Consider the following 25,498-nt stretch of genomic DNA (forward strand, 5'->3'; position numbering starts at 1 on the left):
TTATGACATCCAAGGATGGATTGTGTGTCTTGGCACAGAGATCCAGTTTACTGCCAATGGCCAAGGACTTGACAATTTACCGTCATAACAATTATTGACACTCCCAGGGCTAAGAACGTCTGGGGTTTCTTGCCTAATATTTGTAATAAGCGCTGAATCATTGCGGATTGGGAAGATTTTTATCCTTATTCCCCAGTCCGTAATTTTCAGTTAGTCTGAATTTAGCACTGGAAAGTCAAGAATTCATTATTCGGTGGGCTAAGACCGTGATATTCTGATTTTCAGTCAGTAGTTTATTACTTCAAAGTTATAGCATTGAGTCTAGCTATATTTTGGTACAGGATTAAACAGGCTGCCTAGCCGCATAGCTCGATTTTATCGGTTGCGAATTTTATACCATTTGCATCATAGTACATTCATCGTGCTGGCAACTCACTTTACAGCCAAGACGTTTATTCACCTTACAGGTCAAATGTCTAAGTGCAGATATATGTATTTTTCTGCTAGATGGCGCTTTGTTGTACAATAATATAATATAGTTTTAGATAAATGAATAAAGTTAGATGGCGGTTGTTGTCAAATGCAACATCACTTAACTTATTAAATAACCCAAGTAAATAAATTTATTAAATCTACTAAAGATAGACTAAATTAGAGAAAATCTCAATCTATTCAAAATTCATTTCAAGACTGCGCTCGCTATTTAAATATAAATAAATTGTCAATTGTTCCAAAAAATTGCAGATAAGTCTCTTAAAGGAGGAAGCAAGTTTGTCGAAATCCTATCGTTTAGCTATTTTGGGAGCTACTGGTGCAGTTGGCACAGAGTTGCTGGAATTATTAGAAAGCCGTAATTTTCCGATTGCTGACTTGAAGTTATTGGCATCAGAGCGGAGTGCTGGGCGATCGCTACGGTTTAAAGGGGAAAATATCCCAGTAGAGCCAGTGAGCGATCGTGCCTTTGAAAATGTCGATATAGTACTAGCTAGCGCGGGTGGTTCCACATCTAAGACTTGGGCAGCAGTTGCCGTGGCAAAGGGTGCAGTGGTAATTGACAACTCCAGTGCCTTTCGGATGAACCCAGAAGTTCCTCTAATAGTACCAGAAGTTAATCCACAAGCCGCAGCCAATCATCAAGGCATTATTGCTAACCCTAACTGCACAACGATTTTGATGACTGTGGCAGTATGGCCATTGCACCAAGTTAAACCAGTGCAACGTATCGTGGCTTCAACCTACCAATCTGCTAGTGGCGCAGGGGCTAGGGCAATGGCAGAAGTCAAAGCCCAAACAAGCGCTATACTACAAGGACAACCGCCAGTTGCTGAGGTATTGCCTTACCCATTGGCATTTAATTTATTTCCCCACAACTCACCATTAAATGATTTGGGTTATTGTGAGGAAGAGATGAAAATGGTCAACGAAACCCGAAAAATATTTGGCACGCAGCAAATCAGAATCACTGCGACCTGTATACGGGTTCCCGTACTCCGCGCCCATTCAGAAGCCATTAATTTAGAATTTGAGACTCCCTTTAGTGCTGAGGAAGCCAGAGAAATTTTAAATTCCTCCCCTGGAGTGAAATTGGTAGAAGATTGGGAAACTAATCATTTTCCGATGCCAATTGAAGCAACAGGTAGAGATGAAGTTTTAGTGGGAAGAATCCGTCAGGACATTTCTCATCCTTGTGGCTTGGAATTATGGTTGTGCGGCGACCAAATCCGCAAAGGCGCAGCATTAAATGCAATACAAATCGCCGAGTTACTAGTAGAAAAAAATCTACTCAAACCATTAGCTATTAGTCATTAGTCATTGGTCATTGGTAAGTGACAAAGGACAAATGACAAATGACACTTGAAAGCAATTTGCAGATAGGTTATTACAATAGGAAACCACCAAGATACAAAAACATGGGCAATCAGGAGTGAAAACAGGGTGGGAGATTTTGGTAATGTTTTAACCGCTATGATTACACCGTTTAAAGCAGACGGTAGTGTAGATTATGGTGTAGCGGCAGAACTGGCAGTGCATCTAGCTAACAACGGTACAGATACATTGGTGATGTGCGGCACAACAGGAGAATCCCCTACCTTGAGTTGGGATGAGGAATACCAGTTGTTTGTCGAAGTATTGCAGTCCGTGGCAGGAAAAGCCAAGGTGATCGCAGGTTGTGGTTCAAATTCCACCAAAGAAGCGATCGCTGCCACCCAAAAAGCGTCTAAGATAGGAGTACATGGTTCCTTACAAGTTGTTCCTTATTACAACAAACCGCCGCAAGCGGGATTGGAAGCGCACTTTCAGGCAATAGCACAAGCCTGTCCCGACTTACCATTGTTGTTATACAATGTCCCAGGTCGTACCGGACAAAACCTTCAGCCAGAAACAGTTGCCCGGTTAGCTGAGGTTAGCAATATTGTCGGGATTAAAGAATCCACTGGTAGCATAGACCAGGCAAGCGAAATTCGTCGCTTGACACCAAAAGAATTCCACATCTATTCTGGTGATGATTACATGACTTTGCCTTTGTTAGCGATCGGGGCAAAGGGTGTGGTAAGTGTGGCTTCTCATCTGGTAGGAAACCAACTACAGCAGATGATCCAAGCTTTTAGTGCGGGAAAAATTGAGGTAGCAAGCGAGATTCATCTGCAACTCTTCCCGTTGTTTAAAGCTTTATTTCTCACTTCAAATCCTATTCCAGTGAAAAAAGCGCTGAAACTCCAAGGTTGGGAGGTTGGTTCAACTCGTCCACCGCTATGTGAAGCTGATTTAGAAGTAAGTCAAAAGTTAGAAGCGGTTCTGAAAGAACTTAGTTTAATCTAGCCACCATCTAGTTAAACGTTAGTAGTCTGCTGCTTTCTAAAGATAGATATAAACAATGACCATAATTGTTCATAAGTTGCAATTTAAAAACCTGTGCTAGGACTGATAGATATACTATGAATCCTTAAGTGTACAGTCGATTTTATTGAATAAAAAATTGAAAATTTCAATTAAAACTTGATTGCTTTCAGACTGACTTAAGAGACAGATGATGTTGTCTTAAATACAAGGAAAGTTAACTATCAACTTAATTAACTACAAGTAACAATCTAAGGAGAAAATGGCTAAAAACGAAGCTAATAATTCCGCCTTGAAAATTATTCCTTTGGGCGGTTTGCACGAAATTGGGAAAAATACCTGTCTTTTTGAGTATGACGATGAAATTATCTTGTTAGATGCAGGATTGGCTTTTCCCACAGAGGCAATGCATGGAGTAAATATTGTTTTGCCAGATACGACCTATCTACGGGAAAATCGCCACAAAATTAAGGGGATGATCGTTACTCACGGTCATGAAGACCATATCGGTGGGATTGCTTTCCATCTCAAGCAGTTTGATATCCCCGTGATTTATGGCCCTAGGCTAGCAATGGCGATGCTAGAGGGTAAATTGGAAGAAGCAGGAGTCCGCGATCGCACAGAAATCAGAACAGTTTTACCACGTGATGTAGTGCGGATTGGCAAAAACTTTTTAGTGGAATATATCCGCAACACCCACTCCATCGCTGATAGTTTCACTGTTGCCATTCATACTCCCCTTGGTGTAGTCATTCACACAGGGGATTTCAAAATTGACCATACCCCAGTAGATGGTGAAAAGTTTGATTTGCAACGACTAGCAGAACATGGTGAAAAAGGCGTTCTTTGCCTGCTAAGTGATTCCACTAACGCTGAGATACCAGGATTTACACCTTCAGAACGTTCGGTTTATCCAAACCTAGAGAGAGTATTTAGTCAAGCCACTGGGCGATTATTCGTCACGACCTTTGCTTCTAGCGTGCATCGCATCAATATGATTTTGGATATCGCCAAGAAGCAGAACCGTGTAGTAACGGTTGTCGGGCGTTCTATGCTGAACTTGATTGCTCATGCCCGCAATTTAGGTTACATCAAGTGTGAAGATAATTTGCTGCAACCATTGCACGCAGTTCGTAATCTCCCTGACGAAAAAGTTTTAGTCTTAACTACAGGTTCTCAGGGTGAAACGATGGCAGCAATGACCCGCATTGCCAACAAAGAACATCCTCACATCAAAATCCGCCAAGGAGATACAGTAGTATTCTCTGCTAACCCCATTCCCGGAAATACGATCGCAGTAGTCAACACCATTGATAAATTGATGATTCAGGGTGCGAAAGTAGTCTACGGTCGGGATAAAGGGATTCACGTCTCCGGTCACGGCTGTCAGGAAGAGCAAAAGCTGATGATTGCCTTAACTCGACCCAAATTCTTTGTGCCATTTCACGGCGAACATCGGATGCTAGTGAAGCACGCAGAAACGGCTCAGAGTATGGGTATTCCCGCAGAAAATATGATCATTATTCAAAATGGTGATATTGTCGAACTGACTGAAGATGCTATTCGCGTTGCTGGTAAAGTGCCATCTGGTATCGAATTGGTGGATACTACCAGTTCGGGTATGGTAAGCGCCAAAGTTTTACAAGAACGGCAACGTATGGCTTCAGAAGGCATTATCACGATCGCAGCTGCAATTGATTGGAATGGTAAACTGTTGGCGAAACCAGAAACTCACCTGCGGGGTGTAGTTACAACTGTAGAGCGATCGCTCTTACAAACCTGGGTAAAACAACGCATTGAAGAAATCCTCACTGTGCGCTGGACAGAATTTGCTCCTGGCGGTGAAGCAGCAGATATAGACTGGGGCGGATTGCAAGGAACTTTAGAACGAGAATTGCAACGTTCCATCCGTCGAGAATTGCAATGTCAGCCATCTGTGACTTTGTTGATGCAAATCCCTGATGAGCCACCTGTAAAAGTTGCCGATGGCAGAAGACGGCGGACTCGGACTGCTGCTCAGGTAGCATCATAGAGAATTTAAGGTAAAAATCTCATACAGAGAGAAGTTTGAGCAGTGGCTTTCACCGCTCAAACTTCGATGGGCGCAAAGACACAGAATTTTTCTGAACGTCTTTGCGCTTTCTTTTCTCATGGGTATAGAGCTTGCCTATAGTTCTTCGATCTAACTTGTTAGGTTGCTGTCACTGAAGGCGTGCGTACAGCGTACTGCCAGGATGGATTGCGCTGTAGAGTACAAAAACACCCATAAGCAAGTTCACCTGATTTTAATGCGTTAGACTGTATGATTCTCAAATTGCCACTGGCAACGTAAGTTTTGTGAAATGCAATCGATTCTATTCGCTCAAAAATCCTACTTTTAAGGCATTCAGCCAGCTATGGATACGACACACTTACGTGAGAAAGTGGGAACACAGAGAGGAAAAATGCCTTCTAGGGTATTACCGATGTTTATACTTAGCAAAAATTCTTTTAGAAAGACCTTATATTAAGTTCTGTAAATGTTACACTAAAACCTATCCAATGATGGATGTCTTTATTAGAATTTAAACTGTGTCAAGTTATGAACAAGATCGTAATATTACACTACCGATCCCCAGAAATTTGCGATTAACTTGACGTAGTAATAAATTAGGTTCTGACTTAAGTGGCTAATCAGGTATTACATTATATCGCAGTCAGAACGCGATTTTTCCGGGAAAGTTCGTTGCCACGTTGTATATATTCATCAAAAAGGTGAATAACCTCAATAACACAGAGGATTAACCATGAAGGTATTCGACAATACCACGAAAAAGATTTTTCTGGCGAGCTGGGTGTCAATCAATCAAGCAGAGACTACTGACCATAAAGTAAGCCAGCTTAACCATTCTCCTTCTAAGCCTTACTGGGATATTCTCCAACCCCTACGGCAACGAGTAGAAAACATTCAAGTCCGCGATCGCCAATTAGCTCATCGTTTGTGCAAACTGATCCCATCTCAATGCCCCTTTGAGCGCGATGTCAAAGTATTTGGGAAGACCTTGTTTCACATCCCACCCATGTGCAAGCTCAACCCCTTATATGAAGAAGTGGTTGGTTTACGTTTCCGAGCGTTGTGCTATCTAGCCGACGAGTGTGGCGAAGATGTATCGCAGTACTGCTAATACTGAGATATGAACGCTGAGGAAAAAGTTAGGAGTCAGGAGTAAGAGGTCGGAGTCAGGAGTAAGAGGTCGGGGATCAATAATATAACTCCTAATTCCTAACTCCTAACCATTTTTTATTATTTTTTTACTATTTCTTTTGCCATTTTTGAATGGCATCCTGAGCATCTTCATAAGCGGCTGTTTCCTCTGGCACTAACGCAGCGGTCGCAATTGCGGCACTACGATCTCCTTCGGCAGCGCGACTCTTGGCCAGGTCTAAAATTTTCTCACTCCATTTATTGATCGACTTTTGGGCACTATCAAAGCCTGGTTGACCTGCTGGTACTTTTTTGGCAACTTCGATCGCCCGATTGTAGGTAGATGCCTGTCCAGACTTAATTAAGGCATTAGCTGCATCTAAAAGAGTTTTGTTACTCACATACTGCTTACCCTCTAGCCGCCACAGGTTAATTGCTGCTTGTGCTTTGGCGTAGGGGGCTTCATCTTTGGTAATTAATCGAGCGGCGGCAATAGCGCTAGCATATTGTCTTTGTTTAGCACGACCCTCTGCTAAATCTAAAATCATTCGGCTCCAAATCTTAATATTCTCTTGCGCTTGTTCGTACAGTGGTTCACCAGGTTTAATTTTCCGGGCTGTAGCGATCGCCATACTCAAATCACTAGCCTGAGTTTGTCTGAGCGACATTTTCGCCAAGTCTAATACTGCTTGATTCCGCTTTTTCGACTCGGAACTAGAGATGATTTGGGCGCTAGATTGATTGTTAAGTCTAACTACTGAAGTACTATCACTTGGTAAGTTCTCGATAATCTGGCGATCGCTAGCAGTAGCACTAGGCGATGCAGTTGATATTTGCTTAATTCTAAAAGTTTCTTGATTGCGAAGAAAAACTACGGCAATTAAACCTGCTACTAGCAAGCTGCCTCCGCCCCACAAGATAAACTGTTTCCAAAAAGGGAGACTTGGCTGATTTGATGGCAATCGAGAGACGTAACCTTTGGAGGAATTGGGGATAAATCTTCCCTTGGGATTCGCTCCTAAAGAAGTTTCCGCCATTGGCTGGGAAACTAAGCTAGTAGCTGACTCCTGGACTGGTTGAGCTTTAGGCTTCTCAACCTTATAAGCCTTCACCTGCTGAGAAGAGTTCACAGTAGCTTCTCCCCATCTACCCCGTTGTGCTGAAGTTCTGGGGTAATCGTCAAGGGGAGGGGCTGCAAGAGCAACAGCAAAAGATTCTTCGGGATAAATCACCGGATTTGCTTCAAAGCCATTTTCTATTGCCAATTCTGGCAAGATTATCTGCGCCCTTGATGGGATAATAGTTGCAGGGTTTTGGACAGGCCGCCAGTGGTGGTGACATAATTTTGGCATGACCAGACTTAGGTAACTTTCTAAATCTGACAGGTTACTGCCATTACCAGAACGCAAAGCTTCTAATAAAGCTGCTGTAAAGAATCCGTGACCTAATTCGCTACTTTCGTGGGAAAATTGTTCTGGTTGACAAGAAAGAATTGTCGCTAGTTGTAGTTCTTGGGCTAGTTCTATTGTTTCTTCACCAACGGGAGCATCCGCTTGAGTGCCAAAAGCGCGGTTGATATCGAGTAGTAGCAATACATTCAAGTCAGCAAGTTGGAGACTTTGCATTAGCGATCGCAATTCGATGCCAGTCTCTTGCACGAGTTCGGGGTTGCCCTCTGCTGGCATTAAGTAATCTTTGCCCTTGTAATTGACTCCATAACCGCTAAAGAATAACCACAGATAGTCTTCCGGTTGCCAACTTGTAGCTGCCAAATCCTCAAGCAGCAGCAGAATATTCTCTTTAGTTGGATAAGTTGATCGATCTCCAATTGGCGGCGAAGTATCCGTCATTAGCAGGCAATGTTTGGGGAGAAAGCCTGCCTCTGTCACCAAAAAATCCTCTAGTGCTTCAGCATCGGCTTGGGCACAACTTAAAGGTTGAAATAACTGATAGTGATTGATGCCAATCGCGATCGCCCAGTAATTTGCCATCCCGCTCTTTGTCAGTTATTGTTTGCTGGTCTTAAAATTGCGGTTGGCTTTGCCAAAAAAACAAAGCTAACCTATGTCTTATAGTCTAGGTGATTCTCATCGAATCTTAAGTTAGAATGTAATTTTTATTACGTTAGCTAGTCGGAAAATACCTTTTACCTAATTTCAATAACAGATCATCACTAAGGAGATAGAAGGTCATGAGCAAGATTGCTGCTCACCTACCATCATCGATCACTCCCTTTTCAGTTATTAGCCAAATTGCCAGAAGAATCCGGATAGTTCCTTTATTAATTTTGCTCATATCCACTGTTCCTGCGTGGTTTTTGACAGAAGCGATCGCGCCCCAGGTTGTACGAGCTTACACCGCGAGAGTCGATCTAGCTATTGACCGCCTGCCGGAAGAAAACTATGAAACCGTTCTACGGAGAGCGGAAGCGGCCGCTAGAGCAGCCGCCCAAAGGAGCTTCGACCAAGATATCTTGGTGACAGATGTTTCAATCATTGTATCCGTACAAAATTTTGGAGCGATCGCACCAGTTCTGGCATTAGATGTGAGTCGTCCCCAATGGCGATCGCGTCCCGATGCCCAAAACTGGGCTACTTACTTCAAAACTGCGCGATCGCTACTTTTCTTTGACAATAGCTCTACAGCAGCTAACGGTGTATCAAGCAAAAAATGAAGGATTGAGTTAGACACGGAGACGTAAAGAGTGGAATACTTAAAATTCCCTCTATTTCTGTGTCCTACTTCAATCTCAACTTACCTGTTGTTCTTCGCGTCAGTGGATGGCCTAGAATAAGAAGGTTGTCAAGAATCGCGATATCTGCTGACATGGCTGTTCCTAAGAAGAAAACTTCCAAATCAAAACGAGATAAACGTCGAGCTACCTGGAGGCACAAAGCCGTCGTCGAAGCTCAGAAAGCCCTCTCTCTGGGTAAGTCAATTTTGACTGGACGTTCTACATTTGTGTATCCAACGGCTGAAGAAGAGGAAGAAGAATCATAATTTCCCAGTCAGGCAAAGCATAAACAGCACCAATATTCTTACTACTGGATCAACGCTTTTTATTAGCTTTCCTGATTGCATTTTGAATCATAAAGACTCTACACAAGCTCATTAGCTCGATAAAAATTGGTAGTGAGTAATTGGGAACATCCATTACCCATTACCTATCACTGATGAGTGATAATCAAATCATATAAAAGTAAAACATCTGGTAGTGTTGGCAATTCAGCAAGAAAGCTTGTAAACACCTTGAGAAAACTTATTTTTCTCCAACTATGCTAGGAAAATTTTTTCAAAAACCAGGGAAAGAAGAGGGGGAACGGGTTCCTCCTGGTCAACACTTAGCTAAAGGTTTCCCCGTACTAACTTACGGCGCAACTCCTCAAGTCAGCATTGAGGAATGGGAGTTTCGAGTTTGGGGTTTGGCAAAACCTGCTACCTTTAGCTGGTCAGACTTTATGGCGCTACCTCAACACGAATTTACGGCAGACTTCCACTGCGTAACGCGCTGGTCTAAGCTTGATGTCAAATGGACTGGCATTAAAGTTACAGATTTCATGGATCTGATTGAGCTAGATCCAAAAGTAGCCCACATTATGGAACACTGCTACGGCGGCTACACTACAAATATTTCTGTAGAAGATTTCATCCGGGAAGAAAACTTCTTTGCCTTTAAAGTCTTTGGTGAAGACCTTCCATCTGAACACGGTGGCCCGATGCGGCTAGTTGTTCCCCACCTCTACGCTTGGAAAAGTGCTAAGTGGATTAATGGTTTAGAGTTTTTAGCTGGTGAAGAACTTGGTTTTTGGGAGCGCAATGGCTACCATCGCCGTGGTGAACCTTGGGCTGAGGAGCGTTACAGCAACGCTTTTGGATTTTAGATTTTAAATTTCTTCTTTAATCCAAAATTGGCATAATTAGGAGTTGTGGATTTTTATCCTTAACTCCTAATTTTTTTAACCCAAAAGTTTCTTTATGAGTGGTAATTTGCCCTCATAAGGAGCGTATCGCCATTTTAAATCGAGCCAGAAGGAGTTTTGCAATACACTTTTGTTATGGGAAAAAGTGTCAAAACTAGCTTTGCCGTGATAGTTGCCAATGCCGCTATCTCCTACACCACCAAATGGTAAAGACGAGACACCAACCTGCATCACTGTGTCATTGATGCAGACCCCACCAGATGAAGTTTCCTGTAAAACTCGCTTTTGCAGATTTTTGTTTTGAGAAAATAAGTATAACGCCAGAGGTTTAGGTTTAGAGTTAATCAATGCGATCGCTTCGGCAACGTCAGTATATTCAATAATTGGTAAAATTGGCCCAAAAATCTCTTCCTGCATTACAGAATCTTCCGAAGAGACATTATCAATCACTGTGGGAGCGATATAACGCTCTGAAGATTGATTTTCTCCACCGATGATAACTTCACCGTCTTTGAGAAAACTAACCAATCTATCAAAGTGTTTTTGACTGATAATCCTGGCATAATCAGGACTACTGACAGGATTATCACCATAAAACTCTTTTAGGCATTTTTTCAGCCCATCTATTAAATCTTTTTTGATTTTTTTATTAACTAAAAGATAGTCAGGGGCGATACAAGTTTGTCCAGCATTAATAAATTTGCCCCAAGTGATTCGTCTGACAGTGTGTTCAAGATTAATATCAGTATCTACTATACAAGGACTTTTACCACCCAATTCTAAAGTCACTGGTGTGAGATATTTGGCTGCTGCTGCCATAATAATTTTGCCGATAGCTGTGCCACCAGTAAAAAAGATATGATCGAACTTTTCTGCAAGTAGTTTTTGACTTGCTTCCACATCTCCTTCTACGACTGCAATATAAGCTGGGTCAAAATGTTTGGTAATAATCTTAGCAATGACATCAGAGGTATAAGAAGCAATTTCTGAAGGCTTGATAATTGCACAATTCCCGGCTGCGATCGCACCTACTAACGGTGAGATAATTAACTGAAATGGATAGTTCCAAGGGCCAATGATTAAAACAACCCCTAAAGGTTCTGGATAAATTTTTGCTGAGTAGGAAAAAAAATCAAAGGAAACTGGTGCTTTTTTGGGCTTAGTCCAGGTATTGATATGTTTTATAGCATAATCAATTTCCTTAATTACACCTATTTCTGTAATGTAAATCTCCAATTCTGGTTTATGTAAATCTGCTTTTAATGCCTCGACTATTGCTTGTTCATGCTCAATTATGGCTTGCTTGAGATTTTTAAGTTGTTCAATGCGAAAAGTAACATCTTTAGTTTTACCAGTTTCAAAAAACTCTCGCTGATTCTGGATAATATCGCCAATCTTAGATAATTCAGTGGTAATCATTGTTGGGTATCCTCAAAAACTATGTTTTTAATGTGGCGTTGCTATCTCAGCATATTTAATTTGTCATTTTTTAGCGTTTGACTTTCTAATTAAAATATTTACTTGGAATTATGGGGAGATATTAGTAAAGTTATAATTTATGAAATATCAGGATAAAATATCCCGTAATTCATAAATTATAATTGCTAATTTTCTCATGTTGTGGCGGGTAAAAGGACAATAAATACACTACCTTTCCCCAATTCAGAATTCAGCAAAATAATACCTTGATGTGCCTCGACAATTCGACGAGCAAGGTAGAGTCCTAAGCCACTACCAGAACTCTTGTGACTACCTTGACGAAATCGTTCAAATATGGTGGACTGTTCTTCGGTGGGAATCCCTGGGCCAGTATCCGCGATCGCAATGCTAATATATTCAACGGGATTGGATTTTCCAGATAACTGAGATTGGCTACTTTTGTCTAACTGTCGTTGAGAAGTAAAACGAATAGTCACAGACCCGGAGTCGGTAAATTTGATTGCATTGCCGATCAGGTTTGTAAATAGACGATGCAATTCTAAGCGATCGCCCATAACTGTATTTGACTCTTCAGTAAAATCCAAATTTAGCGACAGTGTTTTAGCTTGAGCTAGTGGTGCTAATTCTCCAGTCACCTCTTCTAGCAAACGTCCCAAATTAACTGGTTGAAATGCCAAACTTTTGCGACCTGCTTCAAAGCGATAAACTTCCAATAAGGTATTGACCATAGTAAGCAGGTTGATATTACTACGGGCCATAATGGTGATTACTTCCTGCATTTGTGGTGATAATGTTCCCAATGCACCTTGCTGAAATAGCATCAACATGCGATCGGCCGCCACTAAGGGAGTGCGTAAATCGTGGGTGAGACGAGAGACAAAATCTTCTCGCTGGCGGGCAATTTCATCACGTTCATCCATACTATGCTTCAAACGTAGGAGCGATCGCACTCGTGCCAGCAATTCATCTACAGTTACAGGTTTACGGATAAAATCATCAGCACCCAAGTCTAATCCGTGAGCAACGTTGGGTGCATCGTGGGCAGTAATCAGCAGTATGGGGATATATTGCGGCAGTTTCATATCACCGCGAATGTGCTTGGTGACTTCGTACCCATCCATATCTGGCATCATCAGATCCAGCAGAACCAAGTCACAAGGAGAAGCTTTCAATTCTGCTAAAGCCGAAATCCCATTTTCTGCGGTGCTAATCGTGTAACCTTCTTCCTCCAAGATAGTTTTGATCAAAAACACGTTATCAGGAGAGTCATCAACTACCAGAATTTTGCCAGAACGAGAAGATTGTGAAGTCATATAGATGCAGGGTACGGGATAAAAGCAAATTTTTAGGGAAACTGGTTTATTGGTATAGTTTTTTAGATAGTTCTCTTAAGTAAACTTCCTCCAAAGAAAATTGCTTACTAATAAATTTATATAAATGTGTTTTAAAAACTACTTTACTTACCTTTTTAGCAGATAGCTACAAACTAATTGAATTATGGCTCGTAATTTCTAGTAATAGAGTTCCCTAAAACTCTGAAAAAGTAACATATAATACTTAGGATACCTCCCTGCAATAATATTTTTTTATACATAAATAAATTAGGGTTACAACAATTGTTGTAACCCTACAAAACGCTATATTCAATCTGCTCAAAAACCACTATAGAATAACAATTAACTTCATAACTACCGAATTATGAGCAATTCTTTACATTGACTATATGTAGATTAATAGTTTGCAAAGGTAAATACTTTCTTGCTTGCCTGCGTGGGATAAGTGACGCTAGTGTTAAAAGAAATCGTGCAAACTAAAACCCTCATCCCAGAAGTCGAGTAGGAAGCTAGAATGGCAATTCCAAATAAAGAAGTAAAATCTAATACAGATATTTTAGATAATAGACGCACCCAAACTCGCATCCAGGTTCGTATTCCTAAAGACTTGCATGAGGAACCAGTCATTTCACGACTGGTTTCTCACTATGGGATCACAGTTATTATTGCTGATGCTCAGGTAAGCGCAAACGTGCCACAATATAGCTGCTTCGATCTGGAACTGCGAGGTACTGTTTCTCAGATTGAAAGTGCCCTAACTTACCTGGATGAACTGGATTTAGAAGTTTTGCACCAATCCAGCCCTGAAGAAGATGGTTGGTAAATTGAGTTCTCAGTCCTGAGTTATGAGTGCTGAGTCAAAAACACTCAGCACTCAGCACTCAGCACTCGTTACTGATTTTAGGCCATTTGATTTTCAATCGCCCACCGCGCTAGTTCAGTGCGGTTATGGAGATTGGTTTTGCCCAACATATTGGACACATGGCTTTCAACTGTGCGCTGACTAACATTTAGTTCTTCAGCAATTTCCCGGTTAGCTAAACCCCTAGCGACAAACTGGACTACTTTCAGTTCTGTTGGGGTTAATTGCACATCGAAGGGAACCTGGATGCGGGAACCATTTTCGCCTCCTTTTGCTTGGTGTTCTTTCCAACGGATAGTTTGTTTCAGCGAGGATTCAACTTGGGCTACGAGTTCTTCTGGTTCAAAGGGCTTGACCATATAAACATCAGCACCTTTATTCAGACCCTTAACTCGGTCTGCGCTTTGTCCCTTAGCTGAAAGGAAAAGAACCGGAATCCAACTGGTGCGTTCGTTTTGCCGGACTTGTTCCACAAAAGTATATCCGTCCATTTCCGGCATCATCACATCGCAGATAATCATGTCTGGAACATCTTGCTCTAAAATTTCCAGAGCTTCACGTCCATTTTCGGCGGTGATGACTTCGTATCCCCGGAATTCTAAGTAATCCTTCACCAGCAAGATGAGGTTAGGGTCATCATCAATCAATAGAAGTCGTTTGTGATCTTTCATGCTGGGCTCTTTCATAGCAGTGGCACTTGTCGCGCTTCGGTCCATCAAAGTCTTGAATATTTATCCTCTATGGTGGGTTATTTTGAGATGTTGTCCTTTTTCCTACTTAACTTGCCTTTGCTGTCTCGAAGTCTCAAAAATGCCGAGCATTTTCAAGAGACTAATAGCTCGATAGCAAAAGTCCAGCAAGGATACGTATAGCAGTAGTATCTATAATGCGCTATTATATATCGCATTGAAAGTGGCGGGCGAAAAAACACTGATTAAATAATAATCCTTCTGACTCACAAGTAAGTATTGGCTTAAAGATGACCCTACCTCAAAACCAACCCGCACTTTCTTAAAGCTTACTGCTGTTCCATATCCTTCGGTTGTTAAGCCTCTATGAGGTGTTCACAAGAAACTAGGGAAGTTTCTGGCAAAGGATGGTTGAAAAACGCATATTCTTTTACCACCTTATTGCCTATTAAGTGTTCTTGGATGATCCGCTCAATAACTTCCAGGTTTGCTTGGCGATACCAGACACCATCAAGGTAAACCACCATTATGGGTCTAGAACAACAAACGCGCAAGCAGTTGGCTTTAGTTCTGTAGACGCATAAGGAATAATTCTGTTGCGACTCATCAAGTTTTAACTCTTTAAGTCGCTCTTTTAAGTATTCCCAGAATTCCAGACTAGCTCGTTTTGAGCAGCAATTAGCAATTGTCTGGTCAGCGCAAATAAAAATGTGTCGCTGAATTTTTGCAAGTCCAAAACTTTCTACACAATTACTCAGGGCATTATATTCTACTAGAGATTTAGTGGCTTTGGGGATTTGATGGCTTGACTGGATCACTGTATTGTTACTTATCGAGCAGCTCCCTGATTACAGTTCTATAACAATTTCCCAGCTTTGCAAATAAAGTTGACTGAGAAGAGAATGGGGCATTGGGCAACTTGTACTGAGCAGAGTCTCTCAAATATAAGTATTGGGCATTGGGAAAACTCTTCACTACTCCCGACTCCCTATGACCATATAAAAATATACGTAACTTACAGAGCAGAACCCGAAGGATATAAATAATTAGGCATTAATACTTAAGTACATCAACGCTCTTCTAGTTCGGGAACCCGTACTCAAGCAATTCTTGCCATTGGATGCCAATTTTAGGTAAATTAGCACTCAGGGGTTGAGAGTGCTAATCTCTGGAGAAAATAATTATGGCAGCCTTATCTTTAAGCGTTTCTACAGTTAAACCTTTGAGCGATCGCGTTTTCGTAAAAGTGAACGCCTCAGAGGAAAAGACCGCAGGTGGTCTGTATTTGCCCGATACCGCCAAGGAAAAGCCCCAGGTAGGGGAAGTAGTTGCCCTTGGCCCTGGCAAGCGTAACGAAGACGGTAGCCGTCAGGAATTGGAAATTAAAGTCGGCGATAAAGTGTTGTACTCCAAGTACGCTGGCACTGACATCAAGCTCGGCACCGAAGAATATGTACTGCTTTCTGAAAAAGATATTTTAGCAGTCGTTATTTAGTGGTCATTAGTCATTAGTCATTAGTCATTAGCCAATGACAAAAGACAAATGACAAATGACGAAGAACAAAAGACAAATGACAAAGGACAACTAAAACAATTATGGCAAAGCGCATTATCTACAACGAAAACGCCCGTCGCGCCTTAGAACGAGGCATTGACATCCTGGCTGAGGCTGTAGCTGTTACCCTTGGCCCCAAAGGTCGTAACGTAGTCCTAGAAAAGAAATTTGGCGCACCGCAAATTGTTAATGACGGTGTAACGATCGCTAAAGAAATCGAATTAGAAGACCACATTGAAAACACTGGCGTAGCTTTGATTCGTCAAGCTGCCTCTAAGACCAACGATGCTGCGGGCGATGGTACCACAACTGCTACCGTTTTAGCTCATGCGATCGTCAAAGAAGGCTTGCGGAACGTTGCAGCTGGTGCTAACGCAATTTCCCTGAAGCGTGGTATTGATAAAGCTACTGCCTTTTTGGTAGACAAAATCAAAGAACACGCCCGTCCAGTGGAAGATTCCAAAGCCATTGCCCAAGTTGGTGCAATCTCGGCTGGTAATGACGAAGAAGTCGGTCAGATGATTGCCCAAGCAATGGACAAGGTGGGTAAGGAAGGCGTAATTTCCCTAGAAGAAGGGAAATCTATGTTCACCGAGTTGGAAATCACTGAAGGGATGCGCTTTGACAAAGGCTACATCTCTCCTTATTTCGCTACTGACCCTGAGCGGATGGAAGCAGTTTTTGATGAGCCTTTCATACTGCTGACCGATAAGAAAATCGCTTTGGTACAAGACCTTGTACCAGTGTTAGAGCAAGTAGCTCGTGCTGGTCGTCCTTTGGTAATTATCGCCGAAGATATTGAAAAAGAAGCTTTGGCAACCTTAGTAGTAAACCGTTTGCGCGGTGTACTCAACGTGGCTGCTGTTAAGGCTCCTGGTTTTGGCGATCGCCGCAAAGCACTACTAGAAGACATCGCTGTTTTAACTGGTGGTCAACTAATTACCGAAGATGCTGGTTTGAAGCTAGATAACACCAAGCTGGATAGCCTGGGTAAAGCTCGCCGGATCACCATTACCAAGGACAGCACCACAATTGTTGCCGAAGGTAACGAAGCTGCTGTTAAGGCTCGTGTAGAACAGATTCGTCGTCAAATCGATGAAACCGAATCTTCTTACGACAAAGAGAAATTACAAGAGCGTCTTGCTAAACTCTCTGGTGGTGTCGCTGTCGTGAAAGTTGGTGCAGCGACTGAAACCGAAATGAAAGACAAGAAACTGCGCCTAGAAGACGCTATCAACGCCACCAAAGCTGCTGTGGAAGAAGGTATCGTTCCTGGCGGTGGTACAACTCTGGCTCACCTTGCTCCTGAATTGGAAGTTTGGGCGAAGAGCAATCTTAAAGATGAAGAGTTGATTGGTGCTTTGATTGTTGTTCGTGCTTTACCTGCACCTCTGAAGCGGATTGCTGAAAACGCTGGTCAGAATGGTGCTGTGATCGCTGAACGCGTTAAAGAGAAAGAATTCAATGTTGGCTACAATGCTGCAACAAACGAATTCGTCGATTTGTTAGCTGCTGGTATTGTTGACCCTGCTAAAGTGACTCGTTCTGCTCTGCAAAACGCTGCATCCATCGCTGGTATGGTGTTGACAACCGAATGTATTATAGTTGACAAGCCTGAACCAAAAGATGGCGCTCCTGCTGGCGCTGGTGCTGGTGGCGGCGACTTCGATTACTAATACTTTGTAGTTACATAATTTGAAAAACAGCTGCTTCCTGATGGATGCGGCTGTTTTTTTGTGTCAAAAGAAGAGGAAGAGGGTGAGTTACGACAACGCTTGTAAATATTTAGCTGAACAGTACCCTGCTGATTTTGTCCGTTGGTTTCTTGGGGTAGAGGTGCAATAAATTGAAGTATTAAAAACGGAACTTACGCTTGAACCAATTCGTGCAGATTCTGTGACATTTTTGCAAGCAGCTAACCAAATTTTGCACATTGAATTTCAAACTTTGGCGAAATCTAATCCGGCGCTTAATTTCCGAATGCTCGATTATTCTGTGAGGTTGAAGCGCCAATACCGTTGTCCTGTAGTGCAAGTGCTAATCTTTTTGCAGGAAACTACTAATGAAATGGCTTTTACTGAAGAATATCGGGACAACATGACGATTCACCAATATCAGATTGTTCGTCTTTGGGAGCAAGATTCAACACTATTTTTAGTTAATCCGGCGCTGTTACCTTTAGCAAGTTTAACGCGAACTGACTCGCCGCAAAGTTTGCTGGCACAAGTGGCTGAACAAGTCGCTACAATTCCAGATAGAGAGGAGCAACAAAATATTGCGGGTTGTGTAGAAATTCTGGCAGGTTTGCGGTTTGACAAGGATTTTGTTCGGCAATTTTTACGGGAGGATATTATGAGAGAGTCTGTAATTTATCAAGATATTGTTCAAAAGGAAGCGTTTAAATTGATTAGTCGTCAGCTTCAAAAGCGTTTTGGTGATAATATTGGTGGCTCATTAGTTGAGCAGGTTAGGAATTTATCTGCTGAACAGTTAGAGGATTTGGGAGAGGCATTGTTGGATTTTTCTGAAGTTGATAATTTAGTAGCTTGGTTAGGGACTTCCAGAAAATAAAATATACAGATAATAAAAATGATAATCATTGTTAGGGGGGTGGGAGAGGCTGCCGTTGGCAGCCTCTCCCACCCCAAGTTGTAGTAAATTGAATGATGATTCGATTTTGGGATGTTTGAGGTGTCAATACAATTAACAGATTCATTGAAAAAGTTATTGAAGGAAACCGCACATCAATTAAAGGGAGCAGCTAAACGTAGGTTCATTGCACAAACAGTTGTGGCATTAGGACACGGAGGAAAGTCTATAGCAGAGCGAGAGTTAGGATGGAACCGTGTAACTATTGGTAAAGGAATTAAAGAATTAAATAGTGGTATCACTTGTGTGGATAATTATCAAGGTAGAGGAAGAAAAAAAGCAGAAGAACACCTACCAACTCTTTTAGAAGATATCAAAAAACTAGTCGATTCTCAAAGTCAAATAGACCCGACTTTTAAAAGTCAAAGACTCTATACCCGACTGGGCGCATCTGTTGTAAGACATCAATTAATTGAAAAATTTGGTTATGCTGAAGAAGAATTACCAACTTCAGAAACAATTCGTGTCAAGTTAAATGATTTAGGGTATCGCCTCAAGAGGGTTGCCAAAATTCAACCTCAAAAAAAATTCCCGAAACTGATGCAATCTTTGAGCAATTAGCTATAGTTCACCAAGAAGCTTCAGATGACCCAACTATTTTACGTTTAAGCTTGGATGCGAAAGCTCGCGTAAATATCGGCTCCTTTGATCGTGGTGGTAGAAATCGAGTACCAACAGAAACTGATGACCACGACTTCAAACCAAAAACAACTGTAGCTCCTTATGGTATCTTTCTTCCAGACCTTGACGAGCTATTTTTGTATTTTACAGAATCCAAAGTAACTAGCGATTTTATCGTTGACATTTTAGGGGATTTTTGGAAATCAGAAAGCTGGCGATTTTCGGAAATAAAAACTTTACTTATTAATCAAGATAATGGAGGAGAAAATAGTTCTCGACGTACTCAGTTTATGAAACGTATAGTTGAATTTGCTCAATCATACAAATTAAATATACGTTTAGCTTATTACCCTCCCTATCACAGTAAATATAATCCAATTGAAAGAACTTGGGCTGTTTTGGAGAATCATTGGAATGGCAGTATTTTAGACGATGTGGAAACTGCATTAAATTTTGCTAAGACTATGACGTGGAATGGTAAAAGTCCAGTTGTTAAGTTAGTTACTCAGACTTACTCTAGCGGAGTCCGTCTAACTAAAAAAGCTATGCAAGAAATTGAAAATAAGATTGAACGTTTGACTAATTTTACCGAAGATAATTTACCAAATTTAGGTAAGTGGTTTATTGATATCTGTTGTGGAGTAACGTAATTTTCAAAAAGTTAAAAGCGCAAAAATAGTCGATAGCAATTCAGCTCACTGCATTTAAGAACTCTCTTTGTGCAGACATTTATCTTGCCTATTTATTGAGGGAGAAAGGGGTTGCCGTTGGCAACCCCTTTCTCCCCCTTAAAATGATTATCATTTTTATTGACTGTATATTTTATTCTCTGGAAGTCCCTTAGAGAAGCAGGAGAGAGACTAAAATTTTTACAGAAGGATATTATTAAATAGTCTGCAATTTATCAAGATATTTTGCAGCAATAAAACTAGGTTAATAAAATATAACCTGATGTCTACTAAATCAGCATTTTGAAGAAATTGACGCATCGATTTGGCAATCGGAATCAGTAAGTTGCTTGGTCACGAACTAAAACAAAAAGTACCTCTGTGCCATTGGCAAAACTGTCGCAGGTTCACAAATCAGCAACTCACCATCTGCCCTAACTTGATATGTTTCTGGATCTACTTCAATGTGTGGTAGTGCATCATTCAGCTTCATATCACGCTTGCTCAATTGGCGTGTTCCAGAAACTGCTACTGCTGCCTTTTGTAAACCTAGCTGGCTAGGAATTTCGTTCTCTAAAGCTGCTTGTGAAACAAAAGTTAATGATGTGGCATGACGCGCCCCGGCAAAACTACCAAACATTGGGCGCATATAAACTGGTTGCGGTGTGGGAATACTGGCATTAGCATCGCCCATTTGCGACCATGCAATCATTCCGCCTTTAATCACTATCTCTGGTTTCACGCCAAAAAACGCGGGATGCCACAAACATAAATCTGCTAATTTTCCCTCTTCCACTGAACCTACATATTGAGCAATTCCATGAGCGATCGCAGGGTTGATTGTATACTTAGAAACATATCTTTTTGCCCGAAAATTATCTGCTTTTTGCTCATCTCCCTGTGGGTTAAGAATTCCCCTCTGCACCTTCATTTTGTGAGATGTCTGCCAGGTGCGAATTATCACTTCGCCTACCCTTCCCATTGCCTGAGAGTCGGAGGAAATCATACTAAATGCGCCTAAGTCGTGCAAAATATCTTCGGCGGCAATGGTTTCTCGGCGGATGCGAGACTCAGCAAAAGCAACATCTTCAGCGATCGCAGGATCAAGATGATGACATACCATCAACATATCCAGATGTTCGTCTAAGGTGTTGAGGGTGTAAGGACGTGTGGGATTAGTGGAAGATGGCAGAACGTTGGCTTGACCGCAAACTTTGATGATATCTGGCGCGTGTCCGCCACCTGCGCCTTCAGTGTGGTAAGTGTGGATGACACGATTCTTAAAAGCTGCGATCGTATCTTCGACAAATCCGGCTTCATTCAGAGTATCAGTATGAATCGCTACTTGCACATCATATTCATCGGCAATACTGAGGCAGGTATCAATTGCTGCGGGTGTGGTTCCCCAGTCTTCATGAAGCTTTAACCCCATTGCACCGGCATTTACTTGTTCTACAAGTCCTTGGGGTTGACTGGCGTTACCTTTACCCAAAAATCCTAAGTTGACGGGAAAAGCATCAGCAGCTTGCAACATTCGGTAAATATTCCAAGGGCCGGGAGTGCAGGTAGTGGCGTTTGTACCTGTGGCGGGGCCAGTACCACCACCGATCATAGTGGTAATACCGGAAGCGATCGCAACTTCAATCTGTTGGGGGCAAATAAAATGAATATGGGCATCAATACCGCCAGCAGTGAGAATCATTCCTTCACCGGCTAAGGCTTCAGTTCCGGGGCCAATAATAATATCTACATTGTCTTGAATATAAGGATTTCCGGCTTTACCAATTTTGAAAATCTTGCCATCTTTAATGCCGATATCTGCTTTGACAATACCCCACCAATCGAGAATTAAGGCATTGGTAATTACTAAATCTACAGCACCATCGGCGTTAGAAATGGGGGATTGTCCCATTCCATCTCTGATGACTTTACCGCCGCCGAATTTAACTTCGTCGCCGTAGGTGGTGAAATCTTGTTCAACTTCAATAAATAATTCTGTATCTGCAAGTCGGATGCGATCGCCTACTGTTGGGCCGTAGGTTTCGGCGTAAGCGCGGCGATCCATTCTGTAACTCATAAGTGTTCCTCACAAACTGCGAATTTGGAATTTTTCAAACCTCATCTGGAAACCATTCCCTTCTGGTGAGGCACACATCACACCTACACTTACTGTTTCCGTTTGAGTCAAATAAGCGAGCCGCAGCATTGTATATTCAGTTCCATTCAAAGAGTATTCCACTTCTATTGCTGTGTCGCGTCGAGTTACACGCAGCCAAATTAAAGATGGATTTTGTGGCATTGGAATAACAGACCAATCTGAGTAATTGCGTGTCACAACTGCGCTAATTTGTTGCACGCCATCGACAAATTCAATACCACATTTCAACCAATTCAACTCATCTAAACGTATCATCAACCCAGCTTGATCGTATAAATCCTGATATTGTCCGCTGATTTTCACTTCAGCAATAAAGTCACCTTGAATTTTTTGATAAAAAAAGTGACCATTATCTCTAATGAAACCGTAGTGAGTTTCCCGCCAGAAATCTGTTTTTGCGCCGGAAGCGATAGTGATCGCTTCGTCTTTTACTTCCCAAACAGGCGGTTCATTGTACCATTCCATGTTCATAGCTACAGAGAACCGTTAATTTTGGCGTTGAAACCGTAGACTTGGCGAGTACCAACTAAGGAGACTAGAATTATTTCTTTTTCATCGCCTGGTTCAAAGCGGACTGCGGTTCCGGCGGGGATATCAAGGCGCATTCCTCGCGCTTGTTCTCTGTCAAAGTTTAAGGCGGCGTTAACTTCATAAAAGTGATAATGGGAACCTACTTGTATGGGGCGATCGCCTGTATTTGACACTTGTAATTTTATAGTTGGACGACCAACATTTAGTTCAATTTCACCTGCTGGTGTGATAATTTCCCCAGGAATCATATAAATTAAAATTTCTAAACTTTAACGAATTGGATTATGTACTGTCACTAACTTTGTGCCATCAGGAAAAGTAGCTTCAACTTGCACATCATGTACCATTTCTGATATCCCTTCCATGACATCATCCCGCGTTAATAGTGTTGTACCATAACTCATCAATTCAGCCACAGTTTGCCCATCTCTCGCTCCTTCTAAAATGGCAGCAGAAATATAAGCGATCGCTTCAGGATAATTCAGTTTTAAACCCCTTCCTTTCCGTCTTTCTGCTAATAAAGCAGCAGTAAAAATTAATAGCTTATCTTTTTCCTGCGGCGTAAGTTGCATTCTTATCTCCTCTGTGTTCTCTGCGCCTCTGCGGTTAGTTTAAACTTGCCACACTCTTGGTATGCAATTACCACGATTCAAAAAAGAAACTCGCAGCATCTGCCAAACATCAATAAACCAGTTTCTCACCTCAGAAGTAGAATAACCGCGATATCGGCACAATAATCCATGTTGTAATCGGCTAACACCCGCTTCTCCTTCCCCATTCCATAAACTTCGTGTTTTTTCGACAATTTCTCCTGAAACTTCACCACCAACCCAAACTAGACTACCTACTATTGGTTTTCCAGCCAAGCCGTGGGGACTGTGGAAAATGTCTTCGCTACCCCGTAACCATTGCCGATCAATCCATAAAGGAACGCCTTGCTGCCAAATTTCTGTGTGCGATCGCCATTCTCCAAGGTAAAATTTTTCTCCTCTAGCACTGCGACCAAACCGGGTAATTTCCCAGCCTAACCAACTGGCCCCGGTTGCTAATTCTACCCGTAAATCTTGCCGATAAATCGCGTCGTTAAATAAAATTGTCTCCTGTGGCAACCATTCTAAACAAGCACCAGCGTCAACTTGCATTTGGATGGTTTGTCTAGCTTGTAGCCCATTACTGCGATATATCTTGCTTGCAGCAGCTGTAGTAATTAAGGCTTGGGCTTGTGGTTGGAGGTGGATGTTAGAGGATAAGCGATCACCTCCCACCATTCCCCCAGCTGTATGTAAAATTACGCTATGACAAACTTTTTCCCCTTCTGGATAAAATGGGCGTTGTACCTTCAGGGGCGCTTGTTGGTGATTGTAAATTAACTGGGTTGCATCCTGGCGATCGGCATAGACTAAATTAAGTTTCCCATGCCAACCTTCTGCTATTTGTGAGTTACAGGTCATTTATAAAGTAAACATTAAGTTTCAGGTGGATTACATTTCATTAATTCACTCTGCCAGTGTTTTACCTGCAATTTATCATTATTTTTTCACGAACTGGAATAACGGATGATAATCTCAGACAAAGACACCAAGAAAAACTTTTGATATCTGGAAGAAAAGGGGTGCGTAGGCGTAGCCCGTCGTAGGCATCGCTGTAGTTCAGAAAAGCGAATAGTACTCCTATTTGATTTATGAACTGGTTTTTAAGGTAGTTAATAAATCAATACAGTTCAGTTAAAGCTATAAATCTTTGCCAAAGTCATTTTTTCTAACTTAGATGCAAAGCGTCTACTCTACGAGTTCTCCAACGGAGTATCGACGCGCATTCGAGAACGTAGAGCAGGACGCGAAGAGAAGAAAAAAATGCATAACCCAAGGGTATTAGCTAATAGACTCATCCGCGAATCATGAAAGCTTACCAGGAGAGAGTTACAAGGATTTGCACGGAAGGAGCGATCGCCATCTGGCTGTACGAGGAAATAAGGGTTTGAAGGCATTGAGAGAGAAAAAAATGGAATTAGAGCAAAAACGTAGAATCAGAATAAATGAATTTACAAATAGCAAATTAAGTACTAAGAGTAACAGAAAATAACCGATTAATTCTTAATCTTACCAGCCCACAAACAGCCAGAATTACCTGATTATATCGATGTCGAGCTAGACGGAATCTATCACTGGCTACTCGAAATATTTTTACCCGACATATCATGTGTTCAACAGCGATTCGGCGTGACGAAAGTTCTTTATTCTCTTGTTTTTGTAATTCCGAGATTTCTGTATTTTTTCGTTTCTTATGAGGGGTGGTAATGGCATCATCTCCTATATAAGCTTTATCGCCGAGAAACTGTTGCGTGTCAGTAAATTTATGGCGGGTTTCTCGAAATAAATTAATATCGCTTGTTTTCCCTAACATTCCGACACGGACATCGACAATATCTTCCCCTCCAGGTAGAACAATAAATTGATTTTTCAGAGTGTGCATTTTTTTCTTGCCAGAGTAGTATCGTTTTTGCTCTTGATAGTCTACAGGTCTTGCTGTAGGTTGTTCAGTGCTATCGACAATTAATTCGTATTCAGACAGCATTCGCTGTAATTCTTGATATTTTTGACTATCTGTTGATACTTCTTCTATTTGAGATGCTGGTAAAATATCTCGCAAAATATCTACCCAATAATTGAAGGCATCATTGGCTTTAGTTTTGGAAATGTTAAACAGCAACCCTAAAATCTCAAAAATTGGTTTTTGTCTCAGGTAAACTAGACATAAGCATATTCCTTCTTTGGCTGACATTTCTGGTTTACGCCCGCCTCCAGGAGCGATAATCCGAATTTTCTTTTTTTCAATTTCTGCCTGTTTTTCTATATGCCTTTGCTCTGCCAGGCCGACCAATGCTAAAAAATGGTCATAACTAATTCCAATTAGGCGTTTAGCTTCATGAGGATACGATTCAATTCTTGCCAAAGGACTTGTCATATTCTTTCCACATAATTGCTACTCCAACTTTTTATTATCTCATGCTATTTATATTAAGGATAAGTCTAATAGGTAACTGAATTAC

22 protein-coding genes and 1 pseudogene are annotated in these 25,498 nt (G+C 41.6%); 12 read left to right on the forward strand and 11 right to left on the reverse strand.

The features are described from left to right. The first annotated feature begins 771 nt into the window (after nt 1-771). The 4 genes from GJB62_RS27005 to GJB62_RS27020 all read left to right on the forward strand — a co-directional run bounded on the left by GJB62_RS27005 (nt 772) and on the right by GJB62_RS27020 (nt 6,002). A complete protein-coding gene (locus tag GJB62_RS27005) occupies nt 772-1,809 on the forward strand; it encodes an aspartate-semialdehyde dehydrogenase (RefSeq protein WP_114085544.1) in 1,038 nt (345 codons plus the stop codon). Nucleotides 1,810-1,935: 126 nt separating this feature from the next. Further along, nucleotides 1,936-2,820, forward strand: a complete 885-nt coding sequence (gene dapA, locus GJB62_RS27010; RefSeq protein ID WP_114085543.1) for a 4-hydroxy-tetrahydrodipicolinate synthase — start codon at nt 1,936-1,938, stop codon at nt 2,818-2,820. A gap of 280 nt (nt 2,821-3,100) precedes the next feature. Further along, the gene (locus GJB62_RS27015) at nt 3,101-4,870 is read left to right on the forward strand and encodes a ribonuclease J (protein WP_114085542.1); all 1,770 of its coding nucleotides are present in this window, start codon (nt 3,101-3,103) and stop codon (nt 4,868-4,870) included. 754 nt (nt 4,871-5,624) lie between these two features. After that, a complete protein-coding gene (locus GJB62_RS27020) occupies nt 5,625-6,002 on the forward strand; it encodes a Mo-dependent nitrogenase C-terminal domain-containing protein (RefSeq protein ID WP_114085541.1) in 378 nt (125 codons plus the stop codon). A gap of 130 nt (nt 6,003-6,132) precedes the next feature. Here GJB62_RS27020 and GJB62_RS27025 read toward each other — a convergent pair whose 3' ends face one another. Beyond that, nucleotides 6,133-8,013, reverse strand: coding sequence for a caspase family protein (locus tag GJB62_RS27025; RefSeq protein WP_114085540.1), 1,881 nt, complete (start codon nt 8,011-8,013; stop codon nt 6,133-6,135). Between the two features lie 200 nt (nt 8,014-8,213). On the opposite strand from GJB62_RS27025, the gene GJB62_RS27030 reads away from it, so the two are divergent. From GJB62_RS27030 to GJB62_RS27040, 3 genes are all read left to right on the forward strand, one after another. Continuing rightward, nucleotides 8,214-8,696: a hypothetical protein gene (locus tag GJB62_RS27030; RefSeq protein ID WP_114085539.1), complete on the forward strand. Its 483-nt coding sequence runs from the start codon at nt 8,214-8,216 to the stop codon at nt 8,694-8,696. Nucleotides 8,697-8,848: 152 nt separating this feature from the next. After that, entirely contained in the window at nt 8,849-9,022 is a 174-nt protein-coding gene (rpmF, locus tag GJB62_RS27035; RefSeq protein WP_012407602.1) for a 50S ribosomal protein L32, read from the forward strand. A gap of 275 nt (nt 9,023-9,297) precedes the next feature. Beyond that, nucleotides 9,298-9,903 carry a sulfite oxidase-like oxidoreductase gene (locus GJB62_RS27040; protein ID WP_114085538.1) on the forward strand — a complete coding sequence of 202 codons (606 nt, stop codon included), beginning with the start codon at nt 9,298-9,300 and terminating at the stop codon, nt 9,901-9,903. Between the two features lie 75 nt (nt 9,904-9,978). On the opposite strand, the gene GJB62_RS27045 is transcribed toward GJB62_RS27040, so the two are convergent. Beyond that, nucleotides 9,979-11,361, reverse strand: coding sequence for an aldehyde dehydrogenase (locus GJB62_RS27045; protein WP_114085537.1), 1,383 nt, complete (start codon nt 11,359-11,361; stop codon nt 9,979-9,981). 194 nt (nt 11,362-11,555) lie between these two features. After that, complete coding sequence (locus GJB62_RS27050) at nt 11,556-12,695, reverse strand: hybrid sensor histidine kinase/response regulator (RefSeq protein WP_114085536.1); 1,140 nt, start codon at nt 12,693-12,695, stop codon at nt 11,556-11,558. Between the two features lie 535 nt (nt 12,696-13,230). On the opposite strand from GJB62_RS27050, the gene GJB62_RS27055 reads away from it, so the two are divergent. Beyond that, entirely contained in the window at nt 13,231-13,539 is a 309-nt protein-coding gene (locus GJB62_RS27055) for an NIL domain-containing protein (protein ID WP_114085535.1), read from the forward strand. Nucleotides 13,540-13,616: 77 nt separating this feature from the next. Here GJB62_RS27055 and GJB62_RS27060 read toward each other — a convergent pair whose 3' ends face one another. Both GJB62_RS27060 and GJB62_RS27065 read right to left on the reverse strand, forming a co-directional pair. Beyond that, the gene (locus tag GJB62_RS27060) at nt 13,617-14,294 is read right to left on the reverse strand and encodes a response regulator transcription factor (protein ID WP_012407592.1); all 678 of its coding nucleotides are present in this window, start codon (nt 14,292-14,294) and stop codon (nt 13,617-13,619) included. Nucleotides 14,295-14,623: 329 nt separating this feature from the next. Further along, nucleotides 14,624-15,085, reverse strand: coding sequence for a ferredoxin (locus tag GJB62_RS27065; RefSeq protein ID WP_114085534.1), 462 nt, complete (start codon nt 15,083-15,085; stop codon nt 14,624-14,626). Between the two features lie 365 nt (nt 15,086-15,450). Here GJB62_RS27065 and groES point away from each other — a divergent pair, with 365 nt between their 5' ends. The 4 genes and pseudogenes from groES to GJB62_RS27085 all read left to right on the forward strand — a co-directional run bounded on the left by groES (nt 15,451) and on the right by GJB62_RS27085 (nt 19,742). After that, on the forward strand, nt 15,451-15,762 hold the full coding sequence (groES, locus tag GJB62_RS27070; RefSeq protein ID WP_012407590.1) for a co-chaperone GroES: 312 nt from the start codon (nt 15,451-15,453) through the stop codon (nt 15,760-15,762). A gap of 101 nt (nt 15,763-15,863) precedes the next feature. Beyond that, the gene (groL, locus tag GJB62_RS27075; protein WP_012407589.1) at nt 15,864-17,498 is read left to right on the forward strand and encodes a chaperonin GroEL; all 1,635 of its coding nucleotides are present in this window, start codon (nt 15,864-15,866) and stop codon (nt 17,496-17,498) included. Between the two features lie 169 nt (nt 17,499-17,667). After that, nucleotides 17,668-18,393, forward strand: coding sequence for a DUF4351 domain-containing protein (locus GJB62_RS27080; protein WP_245246199.1), 726 nt, complete (start codon nt 17,668-17,670; stop codon nt 18,391-18,393). Between the two features lie 111 nt (nt 18,394-18,504). After that, a pseudogene (locus GJB62_RS27085) lies at nt 18,505-19,742 on the forward strand (ISAzo13 family transposase). A 379-nt stretch (nt 19,743-20,121) separates the two neighbouring features. Here the strand turns inward: GJB62_RS27085 and ureC are convergent. From ureC to GJB62_RS27115, 6 genes are all read right to left on the reverse strand, one after another. Then, complete coding sequence (gene ureC, locus GJB62_RS27090; RefSeq protein WP_114081113.1) at nt 20,122-21,837, reverse strand: urease subunit alpha; 1,716 nt, start codon at nt 21,835-21,837, stop codon at nt 20,122-20,124. Nucleotides 21,838-21,846: 9 nt separating this feature from the next. Then, on the reverse strand, nt 21,847-22,383 hold the full coding sequence (locus GJB62_RS27095) for a DUF1349 domain-containing protein (protein WP_181852809.1): 537 nt from the start codon (nt 22,381-22,383) through the stop codon (nt 21,847-21,849). An 8-nt stretch (nt 22,384-22,391) separates the two neighbouring features. Then, the gene (locus tag GJB62_RS27100; RefSeq protein WP_114081111.1) at nt 22,392-22,697 is read right to left on the reverse strand and encodes an urease subunit beta; all 306 of its coding nucleotides are present in this window, start codon (nt 22,695-22,697) and stop codon (nt 22,392-22,394) included. A 21-nt stretch (nt 22,698-22,718) separates the two neighbouring features. Next, nucleotides 22,719-23,021: an urease subunit gamma gene (gene ureA / locus GJB62_RS27105; protein ID WP_114081110.1), complete on the reverse strand. Its 303-nt coding sequence runs from the start codon at nt 23,019-23,021 to the stop codon at nt 22,719-22,721. Between the two features lie 39 nt (nt 23,022-23,060). Then, nucleotides 23,061-23,900, reverse strand: coding sequence for an urease accessory protein UreD (locus GJB62_RS27110; RefSeq protein ID WP_114081109.1), 840 nt, complete (start codon nt 23,898-23,900; stop codon nt 23,061-23,063). A 604-nt stretch (nt 23,901-24,504) separates the two neighbouring features. Further along, nucleotides 24,505-25,413: a transposase family protein gene (locus GJB62_RS27115; protein ID WP_159402448.1), complete on the reverse strand. Its 909-nt coding sequence runs from the start codon at nt 25,411-25,413 to the stop codon at nt 24,505-24,507. Nucleotides 25,414-25,498: the final 85 nt, after the last annotated feature.

Origin of the sequence: Nostoc sp. ATCC 53789 (genome assembly GCF_009873495.1) — a bacterium.
GTDB classification, from domain to species: domain Bacteria; phylum Cyanobacteriota; class Cyanobacteriia; order Cyanobacteriales; family Nostocaceae; genus Nostoc; species Nostoc muscorum_A.

Bases quoted from the DNA above. Each gene is read 5' to 3' on its own strand.
- GJB62_RS27060 (WP_012407592.1), bottom strand. From the start codon at position 14,294: ATGGACCGAAGCGCGACAAGTGCCACTGCTATGAAAGAGCCCAGCATG.
- GJB62_RS27100 (WP_114081111.1), bottom strand. From the start codon at position 22,697: ATGATTCCTGGGGAAATTATCACACCAGCAGGTGAAATTGAACTAAAT.
- groL (WP_012407589.1), top strand. From the start codon at position 15,864: ATGGCAAAGCGCATTATCTACAACGAAAACGCCCGTCGCGCCTTAGAA.
- GJB62_RS27030 (WP_114085539.1), top strand. From the start codon at position 8,214: ATGAGCAAGATTGCTGCTCACCTACCATCATCGATCACTCCCTTTTCA.
- GJB62_RS27040 (WP_114085538.1), top strand. From the start codon at position 9,298: ATGCTAGGAAAATTTTTTCAAAAACCAGGGAAAGAAGAGGGGGAACGG.
- GJB62_RS27050 (WP_114085536.1), bottom strand. From the start codon at position 12,695: ATGACTTCACAATCTTCTCGTTCTGGCAAAATTCTGGTAGTTGATGAC.
- ureC (WP_114081113.1), bottom strand. From the start codon at position 21,837: ATGAGTTACAGAATGGATCGCCGCGCTTACGCCGAAACCTACGGCCCA.
- groES (WP_012407590.1), top strand. From the start codon at position 15,451: ATGGCAGCCTTATCTTTAAGCGTTTCTACAGTTAAACCTTTGAGCGAT.
- GJB62_RS27055 (WP_114085535.1), top strand. From the start codon at position 13,231: ATGGCAATTCCAAATAAAGAAGTAAAATCTAATACAGATATTTTAGAT.
- GJB62_RS27020 (WP_114085541.1), top strand. From the start codon at position 5,625: ATGAAGGTATTCGACAATACCACGAAAAAGATTTTTCTGGCGAGCTGG.
- GJB62_RS27015 (WP_114085542.1), top strand. From the start codon at position 3,101: ATGGCTAAAAACGAAGCTAATAATTCCGCCTTGAAAATTATTCCTTTG.
- GJB62_RS27115 (WP_159402448.1), bottom strand. From the start codon at position 25,413: ATGACAAGTCCTTTGGCAAGAATTGAATCGTATCCTCATGAAGCTAAA.
- GJB62_RS27110 (WP_114081109.1), bottom strand. From the start codon at position 23,900: ATGACCTGTAACTCACAAATAGCAGAAGGTTGGCATGGGAAACTTAAT.
- ureA (WP_114081110.1), bottom strand. From the start codon at position 23,021: ATGCAACTTACGCCGCAGGAAAAAGATAAGCTATTAATTTTTACTGCT.
- GJB62_RS27095 (WP_181852809.1), bottom strand. From the start codon at position 22,383: ATGGAATGGTACAATGAACCGCCTGTTTGGGAAGTAAAAGACGAAGCG.
- GJB62_RS27025 (WP_114085540.1), bottom strand. From the start codon at position 8,013: ATGGCAAATTACTGGGCGATCGCGATTGGCATCAATCACTATCAGTTA.
- rpmF (WP_012407602.1), top strand. From the start codon at position 8,849: ATGGCTGTTCCTAAGAAGAAAACTTCCAAATCAAAACGAGATAAACGT.
- GJB62_RS27045 (WP_114085537.1), bottom strand. From the start codon at position 11,361: ATGATTACCACTGAATTATCTAAGATTGGCGATATTATCCAGAATCAG.